The following is a 17,174-nucleotide window of genomic DNA, read 5'->3' on the forward strand; positions in this document are numbered from 1 at the left end:
CAATATCGACTTCATGAACAGCACACATCTGAACAAACTCAGCGGCAAGATCGCCTTCGTCACCGGGGGCGGCAGGGGCATCGGAGCTGCCGTCGCCGCACGGTTGGCAGCCGACGGGGCGGATGTCGCCATCACCTACCTCAACGACAAAGACAGCGCTACGGCAGTCGTGGACGCGATCCGGGAACGTGGGGGACGGGCGGTGGCCCTGCACGTCGACAGCAGCGACGCCGCCGGGCTGGTAGACGCGGTCAACCAGGCCGCGGGCGAGCTTGGAGGGCTGGACATCTTGATCAACAACGCGGCTTTGTACCCAGTGGTTCCGATGGCCGATGCTGGGCTGGAGGAGCTCGACCGAACCCTGTCCGCCAACGTGCGCGGGCCGTTCATCGCAGCCCAGGCGGCCGCGGCGCACATGGCAGAAGGCGGCCGGATCATCAACATCGGCAGCAACGTCGTTGAGTACCTGCCGTTCCCGGGCCACAGCCTGTACGCCATGAGCAAGACGGCGCTTGTCGGTATGACGAAGGGTATGGCGCGTGATCTCGGGCCACGCGGTATCACGGTGAACCTCGTGAATCCTGGTCTGAAGCCGCCACGACTGCGTCCTGCGACGCGAGCGCTCCAGGGCACGCTTTGCAGGACGCAATCGGCGTCTGCCTCGACGATGCGAGCCGCTGTGCGACGATCGCACCATGTCGACTGATCCAGTGGTGATGGCCGAGGTCGTGCGCTCCGGGATGGTGGAGTCGCGGCACCGGGGGTCGATCATCGCGCTAGCCGCAGACGGTTCGGTGGCGTTTCGCGAGGGCCCCACCGATCGTTTGATGTATCCGCGCTCTGCCAGCAAGCCGGTGCAGGCAGTGGCCATGGCCCGGCTGGGTGCGCCGCTCGACGGCGAGTTGTTGGCGCTCGCGGCCGCCAGCCACTCCGGCGAGGCATTCCACCTCGACGGTGCTCGCCGGATTCTGCAGAAGGCCGGTTTGGAGGAGTCGGCGCTGCGGAACACACCGGACTGGCCGCTGGACGAGACCTTTCGGAACGCAGCCATCCGACATGGCGAGCAGCCGTCGGCCATCGCTGCCAACTGTTCAGGCAAACATGCGGCGATGCTTTTGACCTGTGTGGTCAATGGGTGGTCCACCCAGGACTACCTGGCTGCCGGTCATCCGCTGCAGCGAGCGATCAGCGACACCCTGGGCGAACTGTCCGGGGATGCGGTCGGGCATACCGGCGTGGACGGCTGTGGTGCGCCGCTGTATGCCATCACGCTGGCTGGTGTGGCCCGGATGTTCCGCACGTTGGCGGTGGCGGCGCTTGACTCGCCGGAGCGCCGCGTCGTGAGTTCGATTCAGGCGCACCCGGAGTACACAAGCGGCACGAGGCGCGACGAAGCGAAGCTGATCAGTGCCGTTCCGGGCCTGTTCGGCAAGTCTGGTGCCGAAGGTGTGTACGCGGTGGCGCTGGACGACGGCCGGGCGGTCGCCCTGAAGATCGAGGACGGCAACTCGCGGGCGCGCCCGGTGGTCATGGCGGCGGCATTGCGCCGGCTGGGTGTTGAGGCGTCCGTGCTCGACGAACTGATCAGCACCCCGGTGCTCGGCGGCGGCCGGCCGGTCGGCGAGATTCGCCCTTGCGTTTAGCTGGGCGGGCGAAGCCGGATGCCCTACCTGCGTATACGCGCGACGACGGCGCGCAGCACCAGCATCATCGCGAGCAGCAACGTTCCCAAGCCGACCAAACGTGCCGGCAGCGACAAGGCCAGTGCGATGCACAACACGAGTCCGAGTCCGGACAGCCAGCGTGGCCACCGCCGTTCCTCGGCACTCAGTCGCCACGCCGCGAGATTGGCCACGGCGTAGTACACCAGCACGGCGAAGGCACTGATCGACAAGGTTTGCACCAGATCACCGGAGAGCACGGCCAACGCGGTGACGATTCCGGCTCCTAGCTCGGCGAGGTGGGGCACTTTGCGGGTCGGGTGCACAGCGGCCAGCACGCGTGGGAGGTCACCCTCGGCCGCCATGGCGAACGATGTCCGCCCGACGCCGGCGAGCAGAGACAGTAGCGCTCCCAGGGCGGCGACACCCGCGCCGGCCGTGACAACAGGGACCAGCCACCCGGCGTCAGCTGTCTCGGCCACCGCTCGCAGCGGCTGTTCGGAAGCCGCGGCCCCCTCCGTTCCGAGGACGGCGAGGACGACGGCTCCGACCGCGACGTACAAAAGGAAGACGAGCAGCAGGCCGATGGTCACCGCGCGGGGGATCGAGCGTGCCGGATCGCGAACCTCCTCTCCGAGCACCGTGATCCGGGCGTAACCGGCGAAGGCGTAGAAGAGGACGGCCGCCGAGGCCAGCACGCCGAGTGGCCCGACGTCGTCGAGGGGTGTGGTCAGTTCCGGTGCGTCACCGGTGCCCACGAGGCCGCCGACGCTGACCGCAACGAGCACGGCGAGCACTGCCGCCAGGATGATGCGTGCGGTCCGAGCGGTCTTCTGGACCCCGGCAAGGTTGATCGTCGTCAGGAACACGACGGCGCCGAGGGCCACGGCGGTCGCGTGCTCCGGCCACAAATATGTCCCAACGGCCAGCGCGGCCGTGGCACATGAAGCGATCTTGCCCACGACGAACGCGTAGCCGGCCAGGGCACCCCAGTGTGGACCAAGCCGTTCTCGCCCATAGTGGTAGGCACCCCCAGCTCGGGGATGTACCGCGGCCAGTTGCGCGGTCGACGTGGCATTGCAGAACGCCGCGACAGCCGCAATGCCCAGGCCGAGCATCAGCCAGGAACCGGCCTGCTCGGCCGCCGGCTGCCAGACCACGAACACGCCCGTGCCGATCATGGCGCTGAGCCCGATGACGACGGCGTCGGCCGTGCCGAGCCGGCGCGAGAGCCGGGATTCTGGTGGGGTCACGCCCCCATTCTCGCCTTTGGCGCGTTGCCTCCCGCCAATGGGACCGGGACGGAACCAGCGACGGCGGGTACCTTTTCGGGGGTGAGTAGGCCGGAGGGGTGACCGGTCTTTTCACCCCGCATGCCGCTGTCGGCCCCCCGGTCGTCCTCTCGTAACCTGGCCCGATGGGTTTGCCGCGCCGATTGCCGTTCCGATTTGGAGTTCCCGTCCTGGTGGCGGGGGTGGCCTTTGCATCGCTGGCGGCGGCGCCGATCCACGGCACGGTCCTCCCGCTGCGCGCTGACGGGCTGGCGATCGGCCACGACGGCTCGCCCGTGGTGGTTCAGGCCAACAGCGGCGCCGAGTATCACGAAGGCACCAGCGTGCTGTCGACCGTGGGCCGTGATGAACCGGCCTGGGAATCGGCCGCCGCTGAGCAAGCATGGTTCAATGCCGGCACACCGCCGTCCGGGGCGTACGCGGACATGGCCGAGCGCGCGATTCGCGACATCAGGCTGCTCACCGACTCGACCGGTGCCGCGATCGCGGCACCGGTCACCGCTTGGCGGCATGTGTGGCCCCGCGATGCGGCCTTCGTGACGGCCGCGTTGGCCACGACCGGGTACCACTATGACGCCGCCCTCGTACTCAGCTTTCTTGCCGGCGTGGCCCCCGAGGACGGCTTGTGGGAGGCGCGGTACCGAAGCGACGGCTCCGGCCCGGTCAGCGACGGGCGCGCACCTCAGATGGACGGTGCCGGCTGGGTACCGTGGGCCACCTGGCTGGCGGTCGAATCCGCGCCCGATCCGGCGCATGCCGCCGCGGTGACCCGGATGATGGCTCCGGCGGTGATCGCTTCGGCCGATGCGATCACGGCTTCGATCGGTGACGACGGCCTGCCGGAGCCGTCGTCGGATTACTGGGAGCGACCCGAGACCGAGGTCACGATCGGCACTGTTGCTCCCATGTCGCTCGGATTGCGCTCGGCTATTGCGCTGGCGCCGGGCCTGGACGTCGATCCCGAGCCTTGGCGGCAGGCCGCGCTCGATCTCGAGGCGGCGATCGATCGGGAGTTCGGTCCTCACGGATACCCGCGGACCGCTCCGGATGGCGGCCTGGACGCGGCTGTGAGTTTCCTGGCGCCGCCGTTTGCTCCCGCGTCCGAGAGCGTGCGCCGGGCCGTTCTGGCCACCGAGAGCGCCCTGCGGGTCCCCAACGGCGGGCACAAGCCAGGTGAGATCTGGGCAAAGGACGTCAACGTCGGCTGGACCCCGGAGACGGCCATGCTGGCCTTGGCGCTGGCCGGCCACGGCGATCACGCCGACGCGAGACGTCTGCTCGATTTCCTTGATCTTCATCGCACCGGTCTAGGTGCGTTGCCGGAGAAGGTCGACGCGAGCGGTCGCCCTGCTTCGGTCGCGCCGCTCGGCCTGACCGGGGCCATCGTCATTCTGACTCTGATTGAAATGGAGCGCGGCGTCCCAGTGGTGCCAGCCGTGTTGTGACGCGGATCCCGTGGATTCGCTTGCAATCTGCTTGCAATTGTTAGCTACCATGTGAGTCATGGCCAAGCCCAATATTGGTGAGTTCCTAAGAGAGCAGCGGAACTCCGCGCAGCTCTCGCTTCGGCAACTCGCCGAACTCACGGGGGTGAGCAACCCATATCTGAGCCAGATCGAGCGCGGATTGCGCAAGCCCTCGGCCGAGGTGCTTCAACAGATTGCGAAAGCGTTACGGATCTCGTCGGAGGCGCTGTACGTCCGGGCCGGCCTGCTGGATGACACGGGGGAGGGGCACGACGTCGAATACGCGATCCTCGCCGACGCGGCGCTCAACGAGTCGCAGAAGCGAGCATTGCTCGAGATCTACTCGTCGTTCCGCTCCGCCAACGGCACCGGCCGAGTCGACCAGCCGCCCAGCGGCGATGAAGTCAGCCAGGAGAGCTAGGAGTCCTCGGATCGACCGAGCAGCTCCGAGAGCAAGAAAAGGTGATGTGACCATGTCTGTTCAGCAAACGAGTGAAAACAAGGCGGTGCGGGCCCTGGCGGGCGCCGCGGACGCGGCTGCGACGTCGCTCCGGGAGATCTCCGAGCGGGTGGTCGAGACCGTGTCGGACGAGCGGTTCCGGGCCGACGTCCGTAGCCGGTTTGCCGACCTGTCCACCCGCGTCTCTTCCACGGTGACCGACGAGAAGGTGCGCGAAGACATGCGCCAGCGTGTTTCGGGGTTGCCGGCGGAGGCGATGTCGTTCGGAGAAGAGCTTCCGGAGCGGTTCAAAGAACTCCCTACCAAAGCGGCCGAGTGGCCGGGCCGAGCCCGCGAGGCGTTCTCCTGGGAGCGCCGGCACGAACTCATGACCGAGATCCCGGCAAAGGTGCGTGACGCCGCGACGCAGGCAGCCGAGCAGGCGTCGAAGACCTACGACGAGTTCGCCAAGCGCGGCGAGGGCGTTGTGGCCAAGTGGCGCGGCGAATACGACCGAACCCTCGGTGAGCGAGTGGTGGCGATCCGCGAGCGGGTAGCCGACGCCGCGGAGGACGTTGCCGACGCTGCCGACCAGGTCGCCGACGATCTGAGCCAGCGGGCTGAGGATGTCGATCATCCTGCCGTCGAGGTCGACGTCAACAAGTTCGGTGACGAGGACATCACGCCGCGGGCGTGAATCTCAGCCACGAGGCGAGGTGGGAGTGGGGCGGAGCCTGCCGCCCCACTCCCACCTCGCTGCTCTGATCTCCATTCGCCTCACCCCTCCCCTCCCTCTGAGCCCTCCCCTCCCTCTGACCCGCCCTCGCTAAATGATCATGTTTGGTGGGTTTTCTCGGGCATCAACAGGGCTACAGGCATGGTGACGCCCGAGAAAACCCACCAAACATGATCATTTGGAAGCGGGCGTGAGGAGTCCTGGAAGGCGGCTGACGCGTAGAGTGGTGTTGTGGACTTGTTCGGTGACTTTCAGGCGCTGCTGATCCTGGTACTGGCCATTGGGGCTCTTGGGCTCAAGGGTTACGCCCTGTTCGACGCGTTGCGGGTGCCTACCGACGCGTTCCCGGCGGCTGGCAAACTGACCAAGCCGGCCTGGCTGTCCTTCCTGGTCATCGCTTTCGTGACCGAGCTCGCCTTCTTCCCGATGCGCGTGATGATCCTGACTCTCGTGGGAACTGTCGCTGCCGCGGTGTACGTCATCGATGTCCGCCCTGCTGTGCGCGCGTTCGGGGGTGGCCGGCGTGGATCGAATCGCAACGAAGGCCCGTACGGCCCCTGGTAGCCATAATTCGCCGGCAGCGAACGCGGGCGTCAACGGGGGCCTGGAGTGGAACATCTAGGGCCGGACGTGGTGTTCTTGCTATGGAACGCCGAGCCTTCGGACGACGAACTGGGAGGGGCGGCAGAGGTTGACCAACACACTGGTAAGAGAAAATAGAGCCAACGTCGACTCATCCCTGGGAGAACACCCGGGTATTCGGCGAGGAGACAGAGATAACATCGAGGGGTTAGCTGGGGGCCAGCCCTCCACAGCCGACCACTCGGCAAGGGAGCGCCACTGATGTTCGAGAGGTTTACAGACCGCGCGAGGCGCGTCGTCGTCCTGGCTCAAGAAGAGGCCAGGATGCTCAACCACAACTACATCGGCACCGAACACATCCTTCTCGGGCTCATCCACGAGGGCGAGGGTGTGGCGGCCAAGGCGCTCGAGAGCTTGGGCATCTCGCTCGAGGCCGTGCGCCAGCAGGTCGAGGAGATCATCGGCCAAGGCCAGCAGGCGCCGAGCGGGCACATCCCGTTCACTCCGCGCGCCAAGAAGGTGCTTGAACTCAGCCTGCGTGAAGCTCTGCAGCTGGGTCACAGCTATATCGGCACCGAACACATCCTCCTCGGCCTCATTCGAGAGGGCGAGGGCGTGGCCGCGCAGGTGCTGGTCAAGCTCGGGGCCGACCTGAGTCGCGTGCGCCAGCAGGTCATCCAGTTGCTCTCCGGCTACCAGGGAGGCAAGGAAGCCGCTACCGCCGGAGCCGGGCCACAGGGTGAGGCGCCGTCCAGCTCGCTGGTGCTCGACCAGTTCGGGCGTAACCTGACGCAGGCCGCCCGCGAAGGCAAGCTCGACCCGGTCATCGGCCGGGAACGCGAGATCGAGCGTGTCATGCAGGTGCTGTCGCGCCGTACCAAGAACAACCCGGTGCTGATCGGTGAGCCCGGTGTCGGTAAGACCGCTGTGGTCGAGGGCCTGGCGCAGGCGATCGTCAAGGGCGAGGTTCCCGAGACGCTCAAGGACCGGCATGTCTACACACTCGATCTCGGTGCGCTGGTTGCCGGGTCGCGCTACCGCGGTGATTTCGAAGAGCGGCTGAAGAAGGTCCTCAAGGAGATCCGGACCCGCGGCGACATCATCCTGTTCATCGACGAGATTCACACCCTTGTCGGTGCGGGTGCCGCCGAGGGTGCCATAGACGCCGCCAGCATCTTGAAGCCGATGCTCGCCCGCGGTGAACTCCAGACCATCGGTGCTACCACGCTGGACGAGTACCGCAAGTACGTCGAGAAGGACGCCGCTCTCGAGCGCCGGTTCCAGCCCATCCAGGTGCAGGAGCCCACACTCGCGCACACCATCGAGATCCTGAAGGGTCTGCGGGACCGCTACGAGGCACACCACCGCGTATCCGTGACCGACGGCGCCCTCGTGGCCGCCGCTCAACTGGCGGATCGGTACATCTCCGACCGCTACCTTCCGGACAAGGCGATCGATCTGATCGACGAGGCCGGGGCCCGGTTGCGGATCCGTCGGATGACGGCGCCGCCGGATCTGCGCGAGTTCGACGACCGTATCGCCGACGTGCGGCGCGAGAAGGAAACGGCGATCGATTCGCAGGACTTCGAGAAGGCCGCCTCCTTGCGAGACAAGGAGAAGCAGCTGATCGCGCAGAAGATCGAGCGTGAGAAGCAGTGGAAGGCCGGCGATCTTGACGTCGTGGCTGAGGTCGACGACGAACTGATCGCTGAGGTGCTGGCGTTCGCCACCGGCATCCCGGTGTTCAAGCTGACCGAGGAGGAGACTTCCCGGCTGCTGCACATGGAAGACGAGCTGCACAAGCGCATCATCGGCCAGGAAGACGCGATTTCGGCGTTATCCAAGTCGATCCGCCGGACTCGTGCCGGGCTGAAAGACCCGAAGCGTCCGGGTGGTTCGTTCATCTTCGCCGGCCCGTCCGGTGTCGGTAAGACCGAGTTGTCCAAGGCGCTCGCCGAGTTCCTGTTCGGTGACGAAGAGTCGCTGATCCAGCTCGACATGAGTGAGTTCTCGGAGAAGCACACCGTCTCCAGGCTGTTCGGATCCCCGCCCGGCTATGTCGGTTACGAGGAAGGCGGACAGCTGACCGAGAAGGTGCGTCGGCGCCCATTCTCGGTGGTGCTGTTCGACGAGGTGGAGAAGGCCCATCCAGAGATCTTCAACTCACTGTTGCAAGTTCTGGAGGACGGTCGGCTCACCGACGCCCAAGGTCGAGTGGTGGACTTCAAGAACACCATCATCATCATGACCACCAACCTCGGTACCCGAGACATCGCCAAGGGTGTCAACCTCGGCTTCTCCGCCGCGGAGGATGACGAGCACAACTACGACCGGATGAAGTCGAAGGTCACCGAGGAGCTCAAGCAGCACTTCCGGCCCGAGTTCCTCAACCGTGTCGACGACATCATCGTCTTCCATCAGTTGTTGCAGACGGAGATCCTCCGGATCGTCGATCTGCGCATCGCGGAGGTCGACGAGCGGCTGCGCGACAAGGACATGGCCCTCGAGTTGACCCAGGGCGCCAAGGAACTGCTTGCCGAGCACGGCTTCGACCCGGTCCTGGGTGCAAGGCCGCTGCGGCGGAGCATTCAGCGCGACATCGAGGACACCCTGTCCGAGAAGATCTTGTTCGGCGAGCTCAAAGCTGGCGAGATCGTGGTGGTCGACGTTGAAGGGGAAGGCCGTGAGGCCAAGTTCACCTTTACCGGCACCACCAAGTCGGAGCTGCCGGACTTGGCTCCGGTCGAGGCTGGTGCCGCACCGACAAGCGCATCGAACCAGACGGACCAGACCAGCTGAGCCGAGCACACTGTGCTGATCGGCCCAGGCGGCTGAGACCACCGAATACGGCGGCCCCTTCCGGACTTTACCGGCAGGGGCCGCCGTATTTCGGAACTGCGAAGCGGCTTTGTCGACGTCGAGCCAGGACGGGTCTAGGGTCGCAGCGCCGCGCGAAGCCGGTGCCGATTTTCGGCTATGCCAGGTCGATGTCGCACTCGTCCATGACATGCTGGCTGATGTTGTCGAACGAAGGCTGGGCTTCTTCGAACTGCTGCTGGGTCTCCGGGTCAAGTACTTCCGGGTCGTCCATATCGGCGAGGGTACGCAGTGCATCGGCTGTGACTCGCCAGTCGGATTCGATATCGTCCGGTGCGGCGTCCGCGATGTCCTCGATGGAAGAAGCGAGTTCGTTGATGCCGTCGGAGTCTGCGGGGTCATCGACGCCGAAACCCTGGTACTCGTCCATCACATCTTGGACGGTGTCGCAGTAGTCGGCATCGCCGCCGCACGAGGCCAGTGGAAGCGCGATAGCCACCGCCGCGGCGAGAGCAGTGAAACGCGTCATGCGGGTCATGGACCGTCCTTTACAGATCGTTGGTTTCAAAGCCAGACCGACGAACTGTATCGGATCTTGTGACCCGCATGACGCGGACTCGATGGTGTTTCAGTGAGGACTAACTGAGGTCCCCGCACTCACTCTCGATGTGGTCGCCCACCCGATCGCTGGCGCCTCCGAGCTCCTCGAGCCCTTGGAGGGCGTCCATGGCGGCTGGATCTTCGAGGTCGAGGTTCTCGAAGTCAACATCGGCAATGTCGCCGAAGCCATCGGCCAAGGCCTCCCAGTCGGCCTTGATGTCGTCCGGTGCGGCATCAGCCACGCGCTGCATCTGCGAGGCGATGTCGTCGAGTGCGTTGGGGTCCTCGAAGTCCGGGTTGGCGTACGCGTTGCCGATCTCCTCGAGGAGATCGCAATAGTTCCCTGCGCTGCCACCGTTGTCGTCACCGCCACACGCGGCAAGCGACGTGGCAAGGGCCACGGCGGCGGTTAGAGCAGCAAACCTTGTCTTACGGGTCATGAATCGTCCTGTTCGGATCGTGAGTTGAAACGTGACCGAAGCACTGTATCGGAATGTCGAGACCCGCATGACGAGGTCTACGCGTTCCAGAGCGGCTGATCAGCTAACGCCGCATTCACTCATCAGGTGATCGGTGATCCGGTCGGCGGAGACCTCGACGTCCAACTCTTCGAGGGCCGCGATGGAGTCCGGGTCGGTGTAGTCGATCTCGGAGATCAACACAAAGGCGTCGGCCATGGCTTGCCAGTCGGCTTTGATGTCGGCCGGAGCGATATCCGCAATGGCCTGGAAGGACTCGCCAGCACTGCCGACGGCTTCCCCGTCAGTGGGGTCCGGCGGGTTCATCATGGCGAGGCCCATGGCCTCGACCTCGCTGCAGTACTCGCCACTGGCGCCGCCGGCTTGGTTGTCGGTGGCCTCCTCGTCGGTGGCTTCGTCCTCGGTGGCTTCGTCCTCGGTGGCCTCGTCTTCGGTTGCCGCCTCGTCTTCGGTGGCGTCGTCGTTGTTTTCACTCATAGGGGTGATGCCGGCGTTGTTGTCGCTGCCGTTGTCATCGCCGCCGCAGGCTGTCAAGGAGATCGTCAGTGCCGCGGCACCGAAAAGCGACAGAATGCTCTTCTTGCGGGTCATGGTGGTTACTCCTGAATAGTTGCTGTGAAACGAACCGTCGAGAGGCTACCGAACAGATGTGATGGGGCAGTACAAATTTGGTATATGCCGCACGTCCGATGGGTGAGCGCTCGCCCTTCGAGCGCGGGCTCGGGCGTACAGTGGCCATGTGAGCGACCGTGAGATCGAGTGCTGGCTGACCGACATGGACGGCGTGCTCGTCCATGAAGAGAAGGCGATCCCGGGGGCCGCCGAGTTCATGCAGCGGCTTGCCGACCGGGAGCGACGGTTCCTAGTGTTGACCAACAACTCCATATTCACCCCACGTGACCTCGCTGCCCGGCTGGCGGCATCGGGGCTCGAGATCCCCGAAGAATCGATCTGGACCTCGGCCCTGGCCACAGCGCAGTTCCTCGCCGACCAGCATCCGCGGGGAAGCGCATATGTAATCGGCGAGGCAGGCCTGACGACGGCACTACACGAGGTCGGCTATGTCCTCACCGACACCAAACCGGACTATGTCGTTCTCGGTGAGACGCGGACTTACTCTTTCGAGGCGATCACCAAAGCGATCCGGCTGGTGGAGTCCGGCGCACGCTTCATCGCCACCAATCCGGACGCTACCGGGCCGTCGCAGAGCGGTCCGCTGCCCGCTACCGGCGCGGTTGCGGCTTTGATCACTCGTGCCACCAGGCGTGAGCCGTACTATGTCGGCAAGCCGAATCCGATGATGTTCCGCAGCGCGCTGAACCGGATAGAAGCACACTCCGAAACCACCGCGATGGTGGGAGACCGGATGGATACTGACGTGGTGGCCGGCATCGAAGCCGGTTTGACCACCTGGCTGGTGCTCACCGGCTCCACCCAGCGCGATGACATTGAGCGCTACCCGTACCGGCCGAACCATGTGATCGATTCCGTGGCTGACCTGGTCGAGATCATCTGACGTTGCCGCCATCGGCCCAACGGTTGTCCAGGGATCCGCGCGAATCCGGGCGTATCACGGGTTGCACTGCGTGAGCACGGTCGCAAGATAGCCGGCATCGGGGCGCCAGAGCTCCAGGTTCCAGCTCGGCTTCTCCGGCTCAGCGATCCGGGCGAACTCGACATGGCAGCGGAACTGGTCGCGCATATTCACGTGGTCGGCCTCAGGCTCGAGCCGGATCACTTCCGCCCATGCGGACGGCCATTCCGACGCCGGAGCGTCGTACCGGGCGTAGCCAGTCGGATACACCGCGAGTCGGCGGCCGTTCGGGTCCGGAATCCATTCGACCCGGTCGATGAACTCGCCTCTGGAGGGACTGTTGGTCTCCGTGCCGGGCCGCCCGGCGTGCGACGTGGGGCTGATCGTGATCACGGCCACGTGTGCGCGCAGTTCTGGATCGGGCCGGGCGGCCGGGCCTTGCGCGCCATGCGCTGGCACAGCGAGCAAAGGGCTCGTCAGTAATACGCCGACAGCGACAGCGACACCGGCGACGTAGCGTTTCATCTTGCCCCCGGCAGCCGGTAGAAGTTGTTGTCGAGTGGCTCGACGAGACCGTCTGCCACGAGGCCGTCCAGCGCACGCTCGCGCTGTGCGGCGGCCGGCCACACGGCGTCGAGGGCCGGCTTGGGAACTGGATGATCCGCCTCCCGGAGCACGGCCATCAGCCTGCCGCGAGCTTGCCGGTCGGTTCCCTCCCATGCCTGCCCGCGGCGTGGTGGCCCATCGTGTGGCGGCGCGCCGGCTAGCCGCCAGGCGCATTGATGCGCAATCGGACAGGCGTCGCATCGAGGCTTGCGAGCTGTGCAGATCAGCGCTCCGAGTTCCATGACGGCAACCGACCATGTGGCGGCTGTTTCAGTGTCGGGGAGCAGTGACTCGGCCAGCCGCCGCTCGGCCGCGGTGGTCGCGTTGGGCGGATACTGCGTTCCGGACACCGCGCGAGCCAAGACCCGGCGGACATTCGTGTCGAGAACCGCACGGCGTTGTCCGAAAGCGAATGACGCGACGGCCGCAGCCGTGTAATCACCGATTCCGGGAAGTGCCAAGAGCTCTTCATACGACGACGGGACCTTCCCGGCGTGCCGCTCCGCGATGACCCGGGCCGCACCGTGCAGCCGCAGCGCCCGGCGTGGGTATCCGAGCCGGCCCCATGCCCGGATGGCGGCACCGGGCTCCTCGGCAGCCAGGCTCGCGGGTTCGGGCCAGCGCGCCATCCAGGAACGCCAGACCGGTTCGACACGAACCACGGGTGTCTGCTGCAGCATGACTTCGCTGACCAGCACGCCCCAGGGCGTTCGATCCGGCGCTCGCCACGGGAGGTCCCTGGCGTGCGCGGAGTACCACGCGATGACCGTGTCATGCATCGACAGCAGGTTAACCGACAGTTCGGCGGCCGCCCGATCGACCAGGTCGTTTGTGGAGCTCGATCCGGTCCTCACGGATTCGTGTCGTTGGCGAGCGCCTTGGCCGTCTCGCTGAGGGCGTGGGCGATATGCGGTACGTCGTCCATCGATAGGCGCGACGAAGGCGCGGAGATGCTGATAGCTGCCTGCATGCCGATCTGCGAGAGGGGGACGGCGACGCATCGTCCGTCGGATTCGTTCTCGCAATCGTCTATGGCAAAGCCCTGCTGACGAGAAGCCGCAAGGTCTTCAAGGTACTCCGGAATGCTGGTGATGGTTCTGGGAGTGCGCTGCGGCATGCCTTCGGCCTCGAGGATCATGGTGACGCGGTCGTCGTCCAGAGTGGTGGCGATAGCCTTGCCCAAGGCAGTGCAATGCAGCTGGTCGCGGTCGCCCTCGCGGGCCGCCAGACGCACTGTGTGCGGGCTCTCGATGATTTCGACGTAGGACACCCGGTAGCCATCGAGGATGCCGAGATTGACCGTCTCCTCGAACTGGTCTCGCAGGGCGGTCAGGTAAGGGCGGACGCGGTCGGCTAGCACCGCGAGCTGACGAGACTGGAGAGGCAGGAACGCCGGGCCGATACGAAAGAGACCGGTGATCGGGTCCCGCATCACGTAGCGACGCGACTCGAGAGTTGCGAGATAGCGGTATGCCGAGCTCTTTGGGAACTGTGTCACCTCGGCCACCTGGGTCAGAGAGAATCCTTCGGGGCTCTCCTGGATGAGGTCGAGGATGTTGCAGACGCGCTGCACCGCACGGATCGAGTAGACCGTTCCCGGGTTCTCAGGCTGTTCCATGTCGCGAACTCCTCATTTCGTCAACAGCACCTCGAAGGCCGCGTCGGCAGACAAGCCCAGGCCGGCCTCGCGCTTGTGCGATCCCATATGTTTGGCCAACAGGTTGCACTTGATGAAACCACACAGATTAGCGTGGCGGCAGTATTGCCGCACACTACTTTGCGTGGTTTGGTGGCTTTCGGGCTGTATGCGGATCTCCCACCCGGGGCCGCTCCCGTCGGGCCGGCGCAGGCATAGTTTTCCACAATCTTGGGACAGTCGTACAAGAAGTTATCCACATTCCGTGTTTCACGGGTGTTGGTCCTGACTACCTGAGTGCGAGTGTCGTGGCCATGACGCCAATACTTGAACCTCGCCCCGTACGGCTGAGCTCGCCGGCCGACCTGGTCGGAGCCATCCCTTCCTTCGTCGGATTCCACCCTGCCGAGAGTCTGGTCATGGTCGGGCTGCACGGCCCGCGCAGCCGAAACGGAGCCGCGCTCCGGGCCGACCTACCAGATCCGGCGTTCCGGCACGAATTCGTGGCAGACCTCGTTGACCGGATCGCTCGAGAGGACCCCGACGCCGTGGTCGCCGTGTGTTTCACAGAACAAGCGGACAGCGACGGACGTCTGCCGGAGGCCGGTCTGATCGACCAATTGCTCGACCAGCTCGACCAGCGAGGCATTGCCTGGCTGGAATTGCTGCTTGTCAGGGACGGCCGATGGTTCTCTTATACGTGCTTCAAACCATGTTGTCCGGCGGACGGCACACCCTTGCCGGACTCGCCCAGCAGCGAGGTGACCGAGCTGGAGGCTCGACGTGCTCTATCCGGGGCGGCGGTGTTGCCAGACCGGGACGCGCTGGCCAAGAGTATCGCTGGGCCGGTGGCTCTGCGCCTTGTCGCACTGCGTCAGCTCTTCGATGAGACCGCGGCGCGGTTGCCGGAGCGGATGCTCGACGACGGCCTGGAACAGGTGCGGTCGCAAGCGCTGGGCCTCGCGCGGGGGATGTTGGAACGCTTCGTCAGCGAGGGCTGCCGCCTCGACGACGCCGATGCGGTCCATGTGCTGCTCTGCCTTCAGGACAAGTGGCTACGCGACCGGATGATCGCTTGGAGCGTGGACACCGATCTCCGTGAATTCCTGGCATTCCTGACGGCTCTGGCGCAGCGTGCCGTTGACGAACATGCGGCGCCGATTTGCACGGTTCTCGCGACTGTGGCCTACCAAGACGGCCAAGGCGCGCTCGCCGCGGTCGCGTTGGAGCGGGCGCTGCGGCACGACCCCGAATACGAAATGGCGCTCATCCTCGACACATTGCTGAGCAACCACATCCATCCGCGGGAGATCCGCACCATGGCTGTACGTGCGCGCCGTGTATTGGAGGCGCCCGTCACGGGGAATGAGCAGCAGGCCGCCTGAACCGGGCGCGCCGGATCACCCGGACCGGGATATTGTTGACGTCGTCTGAAGAGCGATCTTCAGCAGCGCTCGTTGAGGGAGTCGATTGATGACGGCGGACGGAGCTGGCGAGGCGGGCCTAGCCGGTACTGGACCCCAACCGGCCACGGTGGCCGAGATCGCGGAGGCCGGCGCGGCGGTCTTGAAGGAGGTCGGCACCGCGGTCGTGGGGATGGAGCGCAGCCTGCGGCTTGCACTGGCGGCAATCCTCGCAGGTGGTCACGTGCTCTTCGAGGATGTCCCTGGGCTGGGCAAGACGTTGGCGGCGCGCAGCCTGGCGGGCGCTCTCGGCCTCGAGTTTCGCCGTCTGCAGTGCACTCCGGACCTTTTGCCGGGCGACGTCACCGGGTCTTACGTCTGGGATCCCGGGCCGCGTGAGTTCTCGTTCCGGCCTGGGCCGCTGTTCACCGGTTTGCTGCTGGCGGACGAGATCAACCGCACGCCTCCCAAGACGCAGTCGGCGTTGCTCGAAGCGATGGCCGAGAAACAGATCACCGTCGAAGGCACCACGTTCCAGCTCGCGCGGCCGTTCCATCTGTTGGCCACCTCGAATCCGGTCGAGTACGAGGGCACATATCCATTGCCTGAAGCCCAGCTGGATCGGTTCATGCTCCGGCTGTCAGCCGGCTACCTGGAGGCGGCTCGTGAGGCCGACGTGCTCGCCCGCCGGGTGGCCCGCAGGCGCGAGGAGACCGAGGTGTCTGCCGTGGTCGACGCCAGCAGTCTGCTGACCCTCCAGGCGGGCGTCGAGGGCGTCGATGTGGATCAGTCGATCATCGCCTACTGCGTCGATCTAGCGGTGGCTACCCGGAGACATCGCTCGATCGAGGTCGGTTCCTCTCCGCGCGGCTCGCAAGCGCTGTTGCTGACAGCCCGTGCTTTGGCGGTACTAGAAGGCCGGGACTACGTGGTGCCTGAGGACGTCAAGGAGGTCGCCGTCGCGGCGCTGGCTCATCGGCTGACGTTGACGCCGGAAGCATGGACCACGCAGATCAGTACTTCCGCCGTGGTGGCCGAAGTGCTGGACCAGGTGCCCGGTCCGGCGGCAGCGCGATGAGCTCGTACGTGGTCACCGGCGCCGGCCGAGGCGTGGGCCGCGCGGTGGTGGAACAGTTACTCGCCGACGGTGCCCATGTCGTCGCCCTGGACCTCGATGCCGCGGCACTGCGATGGGCGGGCGAACATCCTGCCGCCGACCGGGTGACGGTGGTCGCCGGCGACGCCTCCGACGAGACGGTGACGGCTCGCGCGCTCGAGCACGTGGGGACGCACGGCCCGCTGCGTGGATGGGTCAACAACGCCGCGGTCTTCCGAGATGTCTCACTGCACTCGGTTGGTGCGCAGGCGGTCGCCGACGCAATCGCGGTCAATCTCACCCCGGTGGTCGTCGGATGCGCCGCGGCGGTGCGGGCTTTCATGGCGGCCGGCACCGGAGGTGCCATTGTCAATGTGTCATCTCATCAGGCGCAGCGGCCGGTGCCCGGGTGCTTGCCGTACGCGACGGCGAAAGCCGCCATTGAAGGGCTGACCCGGGCGGTGGCGGTCGATTACGGTCCCCATGGCATCCGGGCCAACGCGGTAGCTCTCGGCACCATCGCGGTAGAGCGTTATCAGGATGATCTCGCCGCCCGGGGTTCGACGTGGGGGCATCAAACGGAGTTGCTGCATGCACTCGAGCGCATTGGACGCCCGGACGAGGCAGCGGCCACCATCGCCTACCTCTTGTCAGATCAGGCAAGTTTCGTCACCGGCGCCACGGTGCCGGTCGACGGCGGCCGGACTGCGCTGGCGCGAGAGCCCGAATTCTAGAACTGTTCCGCAACCTGATGAGTCGGCGGGGCGGGGAGCGCCAGACAGGACGAGTGGTTGCCGAGCGTGCGGGATGGCACGTTGAATACACGC

General features: G+C 65.7%; 18 protein-coding genes. 11 read left to right on the plus strand and 7 right to left on the minus strand.

Translation table 11 applies throughout. From position 1 onward, the window contains the following. Positions 1-13 precede the first annotated feature (13 nt). Both F7O44_RS15250 and F7O44_RS15255 read left to right on the plus strand, forming a co-directional pair. The gene (locus tag F7O44_RS15250) at positions 14-706 is read left to right on the plus strand and encodes an SDR family NAD(P)-dependent oxidoreductase (RefSeq protein WP_162451130.1); all 693 of its coding nucleotides are present in this window, start codon (positions 14-16) and stop codon (positions 704-706) included. Beyond that, positions 696-1,643, plus strand: a complete 948-nt coding sequence (locus F7O44_RS15255; RefSeq protein WP_162451131.1) for an asparaginase — start codon at positions 696-698, stop codon at positions 1,641-1,643. The genes F7O44_RS15250 and F7O44_RS15255 overlap by 11 nt, the downstream gene beginning before the upstream one ends. A 23-nt stretch (positions 1,644-1,666) precedes the next feature. On the opposite strand, the gene F7O44_RS15260 is transcribed toward F7O44_RS15255, so the two are convergent. Next, on the minus strand, positions 1,667-2,914 hold the full coding sequence (locus F7O44_RS15260) for an amino acid permease (protein ID WP_162451132.1): 1,248 nt from the start codon (positions 2,912-2,914) through the stop codon (positions 1,667-1,669). 164 nt (positions 2,915-3,078) lie between these two features. Between F7O44_RS15260 and F7O44_RS15265 the strand changes: the two genes are divergently transcribed. The 5 genes from F7O44_RS15265 (at position 3,079) to F7O44_RS15285 (ending at position 8,975) form a co-directional block, all read left to right on the plus strand. After that, positions 3,079-4,398, plus strand: coding sequence for a glycoside hydrolase family 15 protein (locus tag F7O44_RS15265; RefSeq protein WP_222851398.1), 1,320 nt, complete (start codon positions 3,079-3,081; stop codon positions 4,396-4,398). A gap of 58 nt (positions 4,399-4,456) precedes the next feature. Next, on the plus strand, positions 4,457-4,840 hold the full coding sequence (locus F7O44_RS15270) for a helix-turn-helix domain-containing protein (RefSeq protein ID WP_162451134.1): 384 nt from the start codon (positions 4,457-4,459) through the stop codon (positions 4,838-4,840). A 52-nt stretch (positions 4,841-4,892) separates the two neighbouring features. Further along, a complete protein-coding gene (locus F7O44_RS15275) occupies positions 4,893-5,555 on the plus strand; it encodes a hypothetical protein (protein WP_162451135.1) in 663 nt (220 codons plus the stop codon). Positions 5,556-5,825: 270 nt separating this feature from the next. Then, positions 5,826-6,158 (plus strand): DUF2516 family protein, encoded by a 333-nt coding sequence (locus tag F7O44_RS15280; RefSeq protein WP_162451136.1) that lies wholly within the window; start codon positions 5,826-5,828, stop codon positions 6,156-6,158. Between the two features lie 279 nt (positions 6,159-6,437). Next, entirely contained in the window at positions 6,438-8,975 is a 2,538-nt protein-coding gene (locus F7O44_RS15285; protein ID WP_162451137.1) for an ATP-dependent Clp protease ATP-binding subunit, read from the plus strand. A gap of 175 nt (positions 8,976-9,150) precedes the next feature. Here the strand turns inward: F7O44_RS15285 and F7O44_RS15290 are convergent, their stop codons facing one another. The 3 genes from F7O44_RS15290 to F7O44_RS15300 all read right to left on the minus strand — a co-directional run bounded on the left by F7O44_RS15290 (position 9,151) and on the right by F7O44_RS15300 (position 10,663). Further along, on the minus strand, positions 9,151-9,531 hold the full coding sequence (locus F7O44_RS15290) for a hypothetical protein (protein ID WP_162451138.1): 381 nt from the start codon (positions 9,529-9,531) through the stop codon (positions 9,151-9,153). A 100-nt stretch (positions 9,532-9,631) separates the two neighbouring features. After that, positions 9,632-10,033, minus strand: coding sequence for a hypothetical protein (locus F7O44_RS15295; protein ID WP_162451139.1), 402 nt, complete (start codon positions 10,031-10,033; stop codon positions 9,632-9,634). Between the two features lie 99 nt (positions 10,034-10,132). After that, positions 10,133-10,663 (minus strand): hypothetical protein, encoded by a 531-nt coding sequence (locus F7O44_RS15300; protein ID WP_162451140.1) that lies wholly within the window; start codon positions 10,661-10,663, stop codon positions 10,133-10,135. A gap of 184 nt (positions 10,664-10,847) precedes the next feature. Between F7O44_RS15300 and F7O44_RS15305 the strand changes: the two genes are divergently transcribed. Next, entirely contained in the window at positions 10,848-11,588 is a 741-nt protein-coding gene (locus F7O44_RS15305) for an HAD-IIA family hydrolase (RefSeq protein WP_162451475.1), read from the plus strand. 54 nt (positions 11,589-11,642) lie between these two features. Here F7O44_RS15305 and F7O44_RS15310 read toward each other — a convergent pair whose 3' ends face one another. The 3 genes from F7O44_RS15310 to F7O44_RS15320 all read right to left on the minus strand — a co-directional run bounded on the left by F7O44_RS15310 (position 11,643) and on the right by F7O44_RS15320 (position 13,830). Then, a complete protein-coding gene (locus F7O44_RS15310) occupies positions 11,643-12,131 on the minus strand; it encodes a DUF2599 domain-containing protein (RefSeq protein ID WP_162451141.1) in 489 nt (162 codons plus the stop codon). Further along, on the minus strand, positions 12,128-12,991 hold the full coding sequence (locus F7O44_RS15315) for an A/G-specific adenine glycosylase (protein ID WP_162451142.1): 864 nt from the start codon (positions 12,989-12,991) through the stop codon (positions 12,128-12,130). Before F7O44_RS15315 ends, F7O44_RS15310 begins: the two co-directional genes overlap by 4 nt. Positions 12,992-13,062: 71 nt before the next feature. Beyond that, positions 13,063-13,830: an IclR family transcriptional regulator gene (locus F7O44_RS15320; RefSeq protein ID WP_187361373.1), complete on the minus strand. Its 768-nt coding sequence runs from the start codon at positions 13,828-13,830 to the stop codon at positions 13,063-13,065. Between the two features lie 332 nt (positions 13,831-14,162). On the opposite strand from F7O44_RS15320, the gene F7O44_RS15325 reads away from it, so the two are divergent. The 3 genes from F7O44_RS15325 (at position 14,163) to F7O44_RS15335 (ending at position 17,081) form a co-directional block, all read left to right on the plus strand. Then, positions 14,163-15,233: a DUF4192 domain-containing protein gene (locus F7O44_RS15325; protein WP_162451143.1), complete on the plus strand. Its 1,071-nt coding sequence runs from the start codon at positions 14,163-14,165 to the stop codon at positions 15,231-15,233. Between the two features lie 88 nt (positions 15,234-15,321). Further along, positions 15,322-16,329, plus strand: coding sequence for an AAA family ATPase (locus F7O44_RS15330; protein WP_162451144.1), 1,008 nt, complete (start codon positions 15,322-15,324; stop codon positions 16,327-16,329). Continuing rightward, the gene (locus tag F7O44_RS15335; protein WP_162451145.1) at positions 16,326-17,081 is read left to right on the plus strand and encodes an SDR family NAD(P)-dependent oxidoreductase; all 756 of its coding nucleotides are present in this window, start codon (positions 16,326-16,328) and stop codon (positions 17,079-17,081) included. Before F7O44_RS15330 ends, F7O44_RS15335 begins: the two co-directional genes overlap by 4 nt. Positions 17,082-17,174: the final 93 nt, after the last annotated feature.

The organism is Phytoactinopolyspora mesophila (assembly GCF_010122465.1).
Lineage (GTDB): Bacteria > Actinomycetota > Actinomycetes > Jiangellales > Jiangellaceae > Phytoactinopolyspora > Phytoactinopolyspora mesophila.

Excerpts from the sequence above, each read along its gene's own strand:
- F7O44_RS15290 (WP_162451138.1), bottom strand. The coding sequence starts at position 9,531 with ATGACCCGCATGACGCGTTTCACTGCTCTCGCCGCGGCGGTGGCTATC.
- F7O44_RS15255 (WP_162451131.1), top strand. The coding sequence starts at position 696 with ATGTCGACTGATCCAGTGGTGATGGCCGAGGTCGTGCGCTCCGGGATG.
- F7O44_RS15270 (WP_162451134.1), top strand. The coding sequence starts at position 4,457 with ATGGCCAAGCCCAATATTGGTGAGTTCCTAAGAGAGCAGCGGAACTCC.
- F7O44_RS15300 (WP_162451140.1), bottom strand. The coding sequence starts at position 10,663 with ATGACCCGCAAGAAGAGCATTCTGTCGCTTTTCGGTGCCGCGGCACTG.
- F7O44_RS15265 (WP_222851398.1), top strand. The coding sequence starts at position 3,079 with ATGGGTTTGCCGCGCCGATTGCCGTTCCGATTTGGAGTTCCCGTCCTG.
- F7O44_RS15310 (WP_162451141.1), bottom strand. The coding sequence starts at position 12,131 with ATGAAACGCTACGTCGCCGGTGTCGCTGTCGCTGTCGGCGTATTACTG.
- F7O44_RS15335 (WP_162451145.1), top strand. The coding sequence starts at position 16,326 with ATGAGCTCGTACGTGGTCACCGGCGCCGGCCGAGGCGTGGGCCGCGCG.
- F7O44_RS15320 (WP_187361373.1), bottom strand. The coding sequence starts at position 13,830 with ATGGAACAGCCTGAGAACCCGGGAACGGTCTACTCGATCCGTGCGGTG.
- F7O44_RS15305 (WP_162451475.1), top strand. The coding sequence starts at position 10,848 with ATGGACGGCGTGCTCGTCCATGAAGAGAAGGCGATCCCGGGGGCCGCC.
- F7O44_RS15295 (WP_162451139.1), bottom strand. The coding sequence starts at position 10,033 with ATGACCCGTAAGACAAGGTTTGCTGCTCTAACCGCCGCCGTGGCCCTT.
- F7O44_RS15250 (WP_162451130.1), top strand. The coding sequence starts at position 14 with ATGAACAGCACACATCTGAACAAACTCAGCGGCAAGATCGCCTTCGTC.
- F7O44_RS15275 (WP_162451135.1), top strand. The coding sequence starts at position 4,893 with ATGTCTGTTCAGCAAACGAGTGAAAACAAGGCGGTGCGGGCCCTGGCG.
- F7O44_RS15330 (WP_162451144.1), top strand. The coding sequence starts at position 15,322 with ATGACGGCGGACGGAGCTGGCGAGGCGGGCCTAGCCGGTACTGGACCC.
- F7O44_RS15325 (WP_162451143.1), top strand. The coding sequence starts at position 14,163 with ATGACGCCAATACTTGAACCTCGCCCCGTACGGCTGAGCTCGCCGGCC.
- F7O44_RS15315 (WP_162451142.1), bottom strand. The coding sequence starts at position 12,991 with ATGCATGACACGGTCATCGCGTGGTACTCCGCGCACGCCAGGGACCTC.
- F7O44_RS15285 (WP_162451137.1), top strand. The coding sequence starts at position 6,438 with ATGTTCGAGAGGTTTACAGACCGCGCGAGGCGCGTCGTCGTCCTGGCT.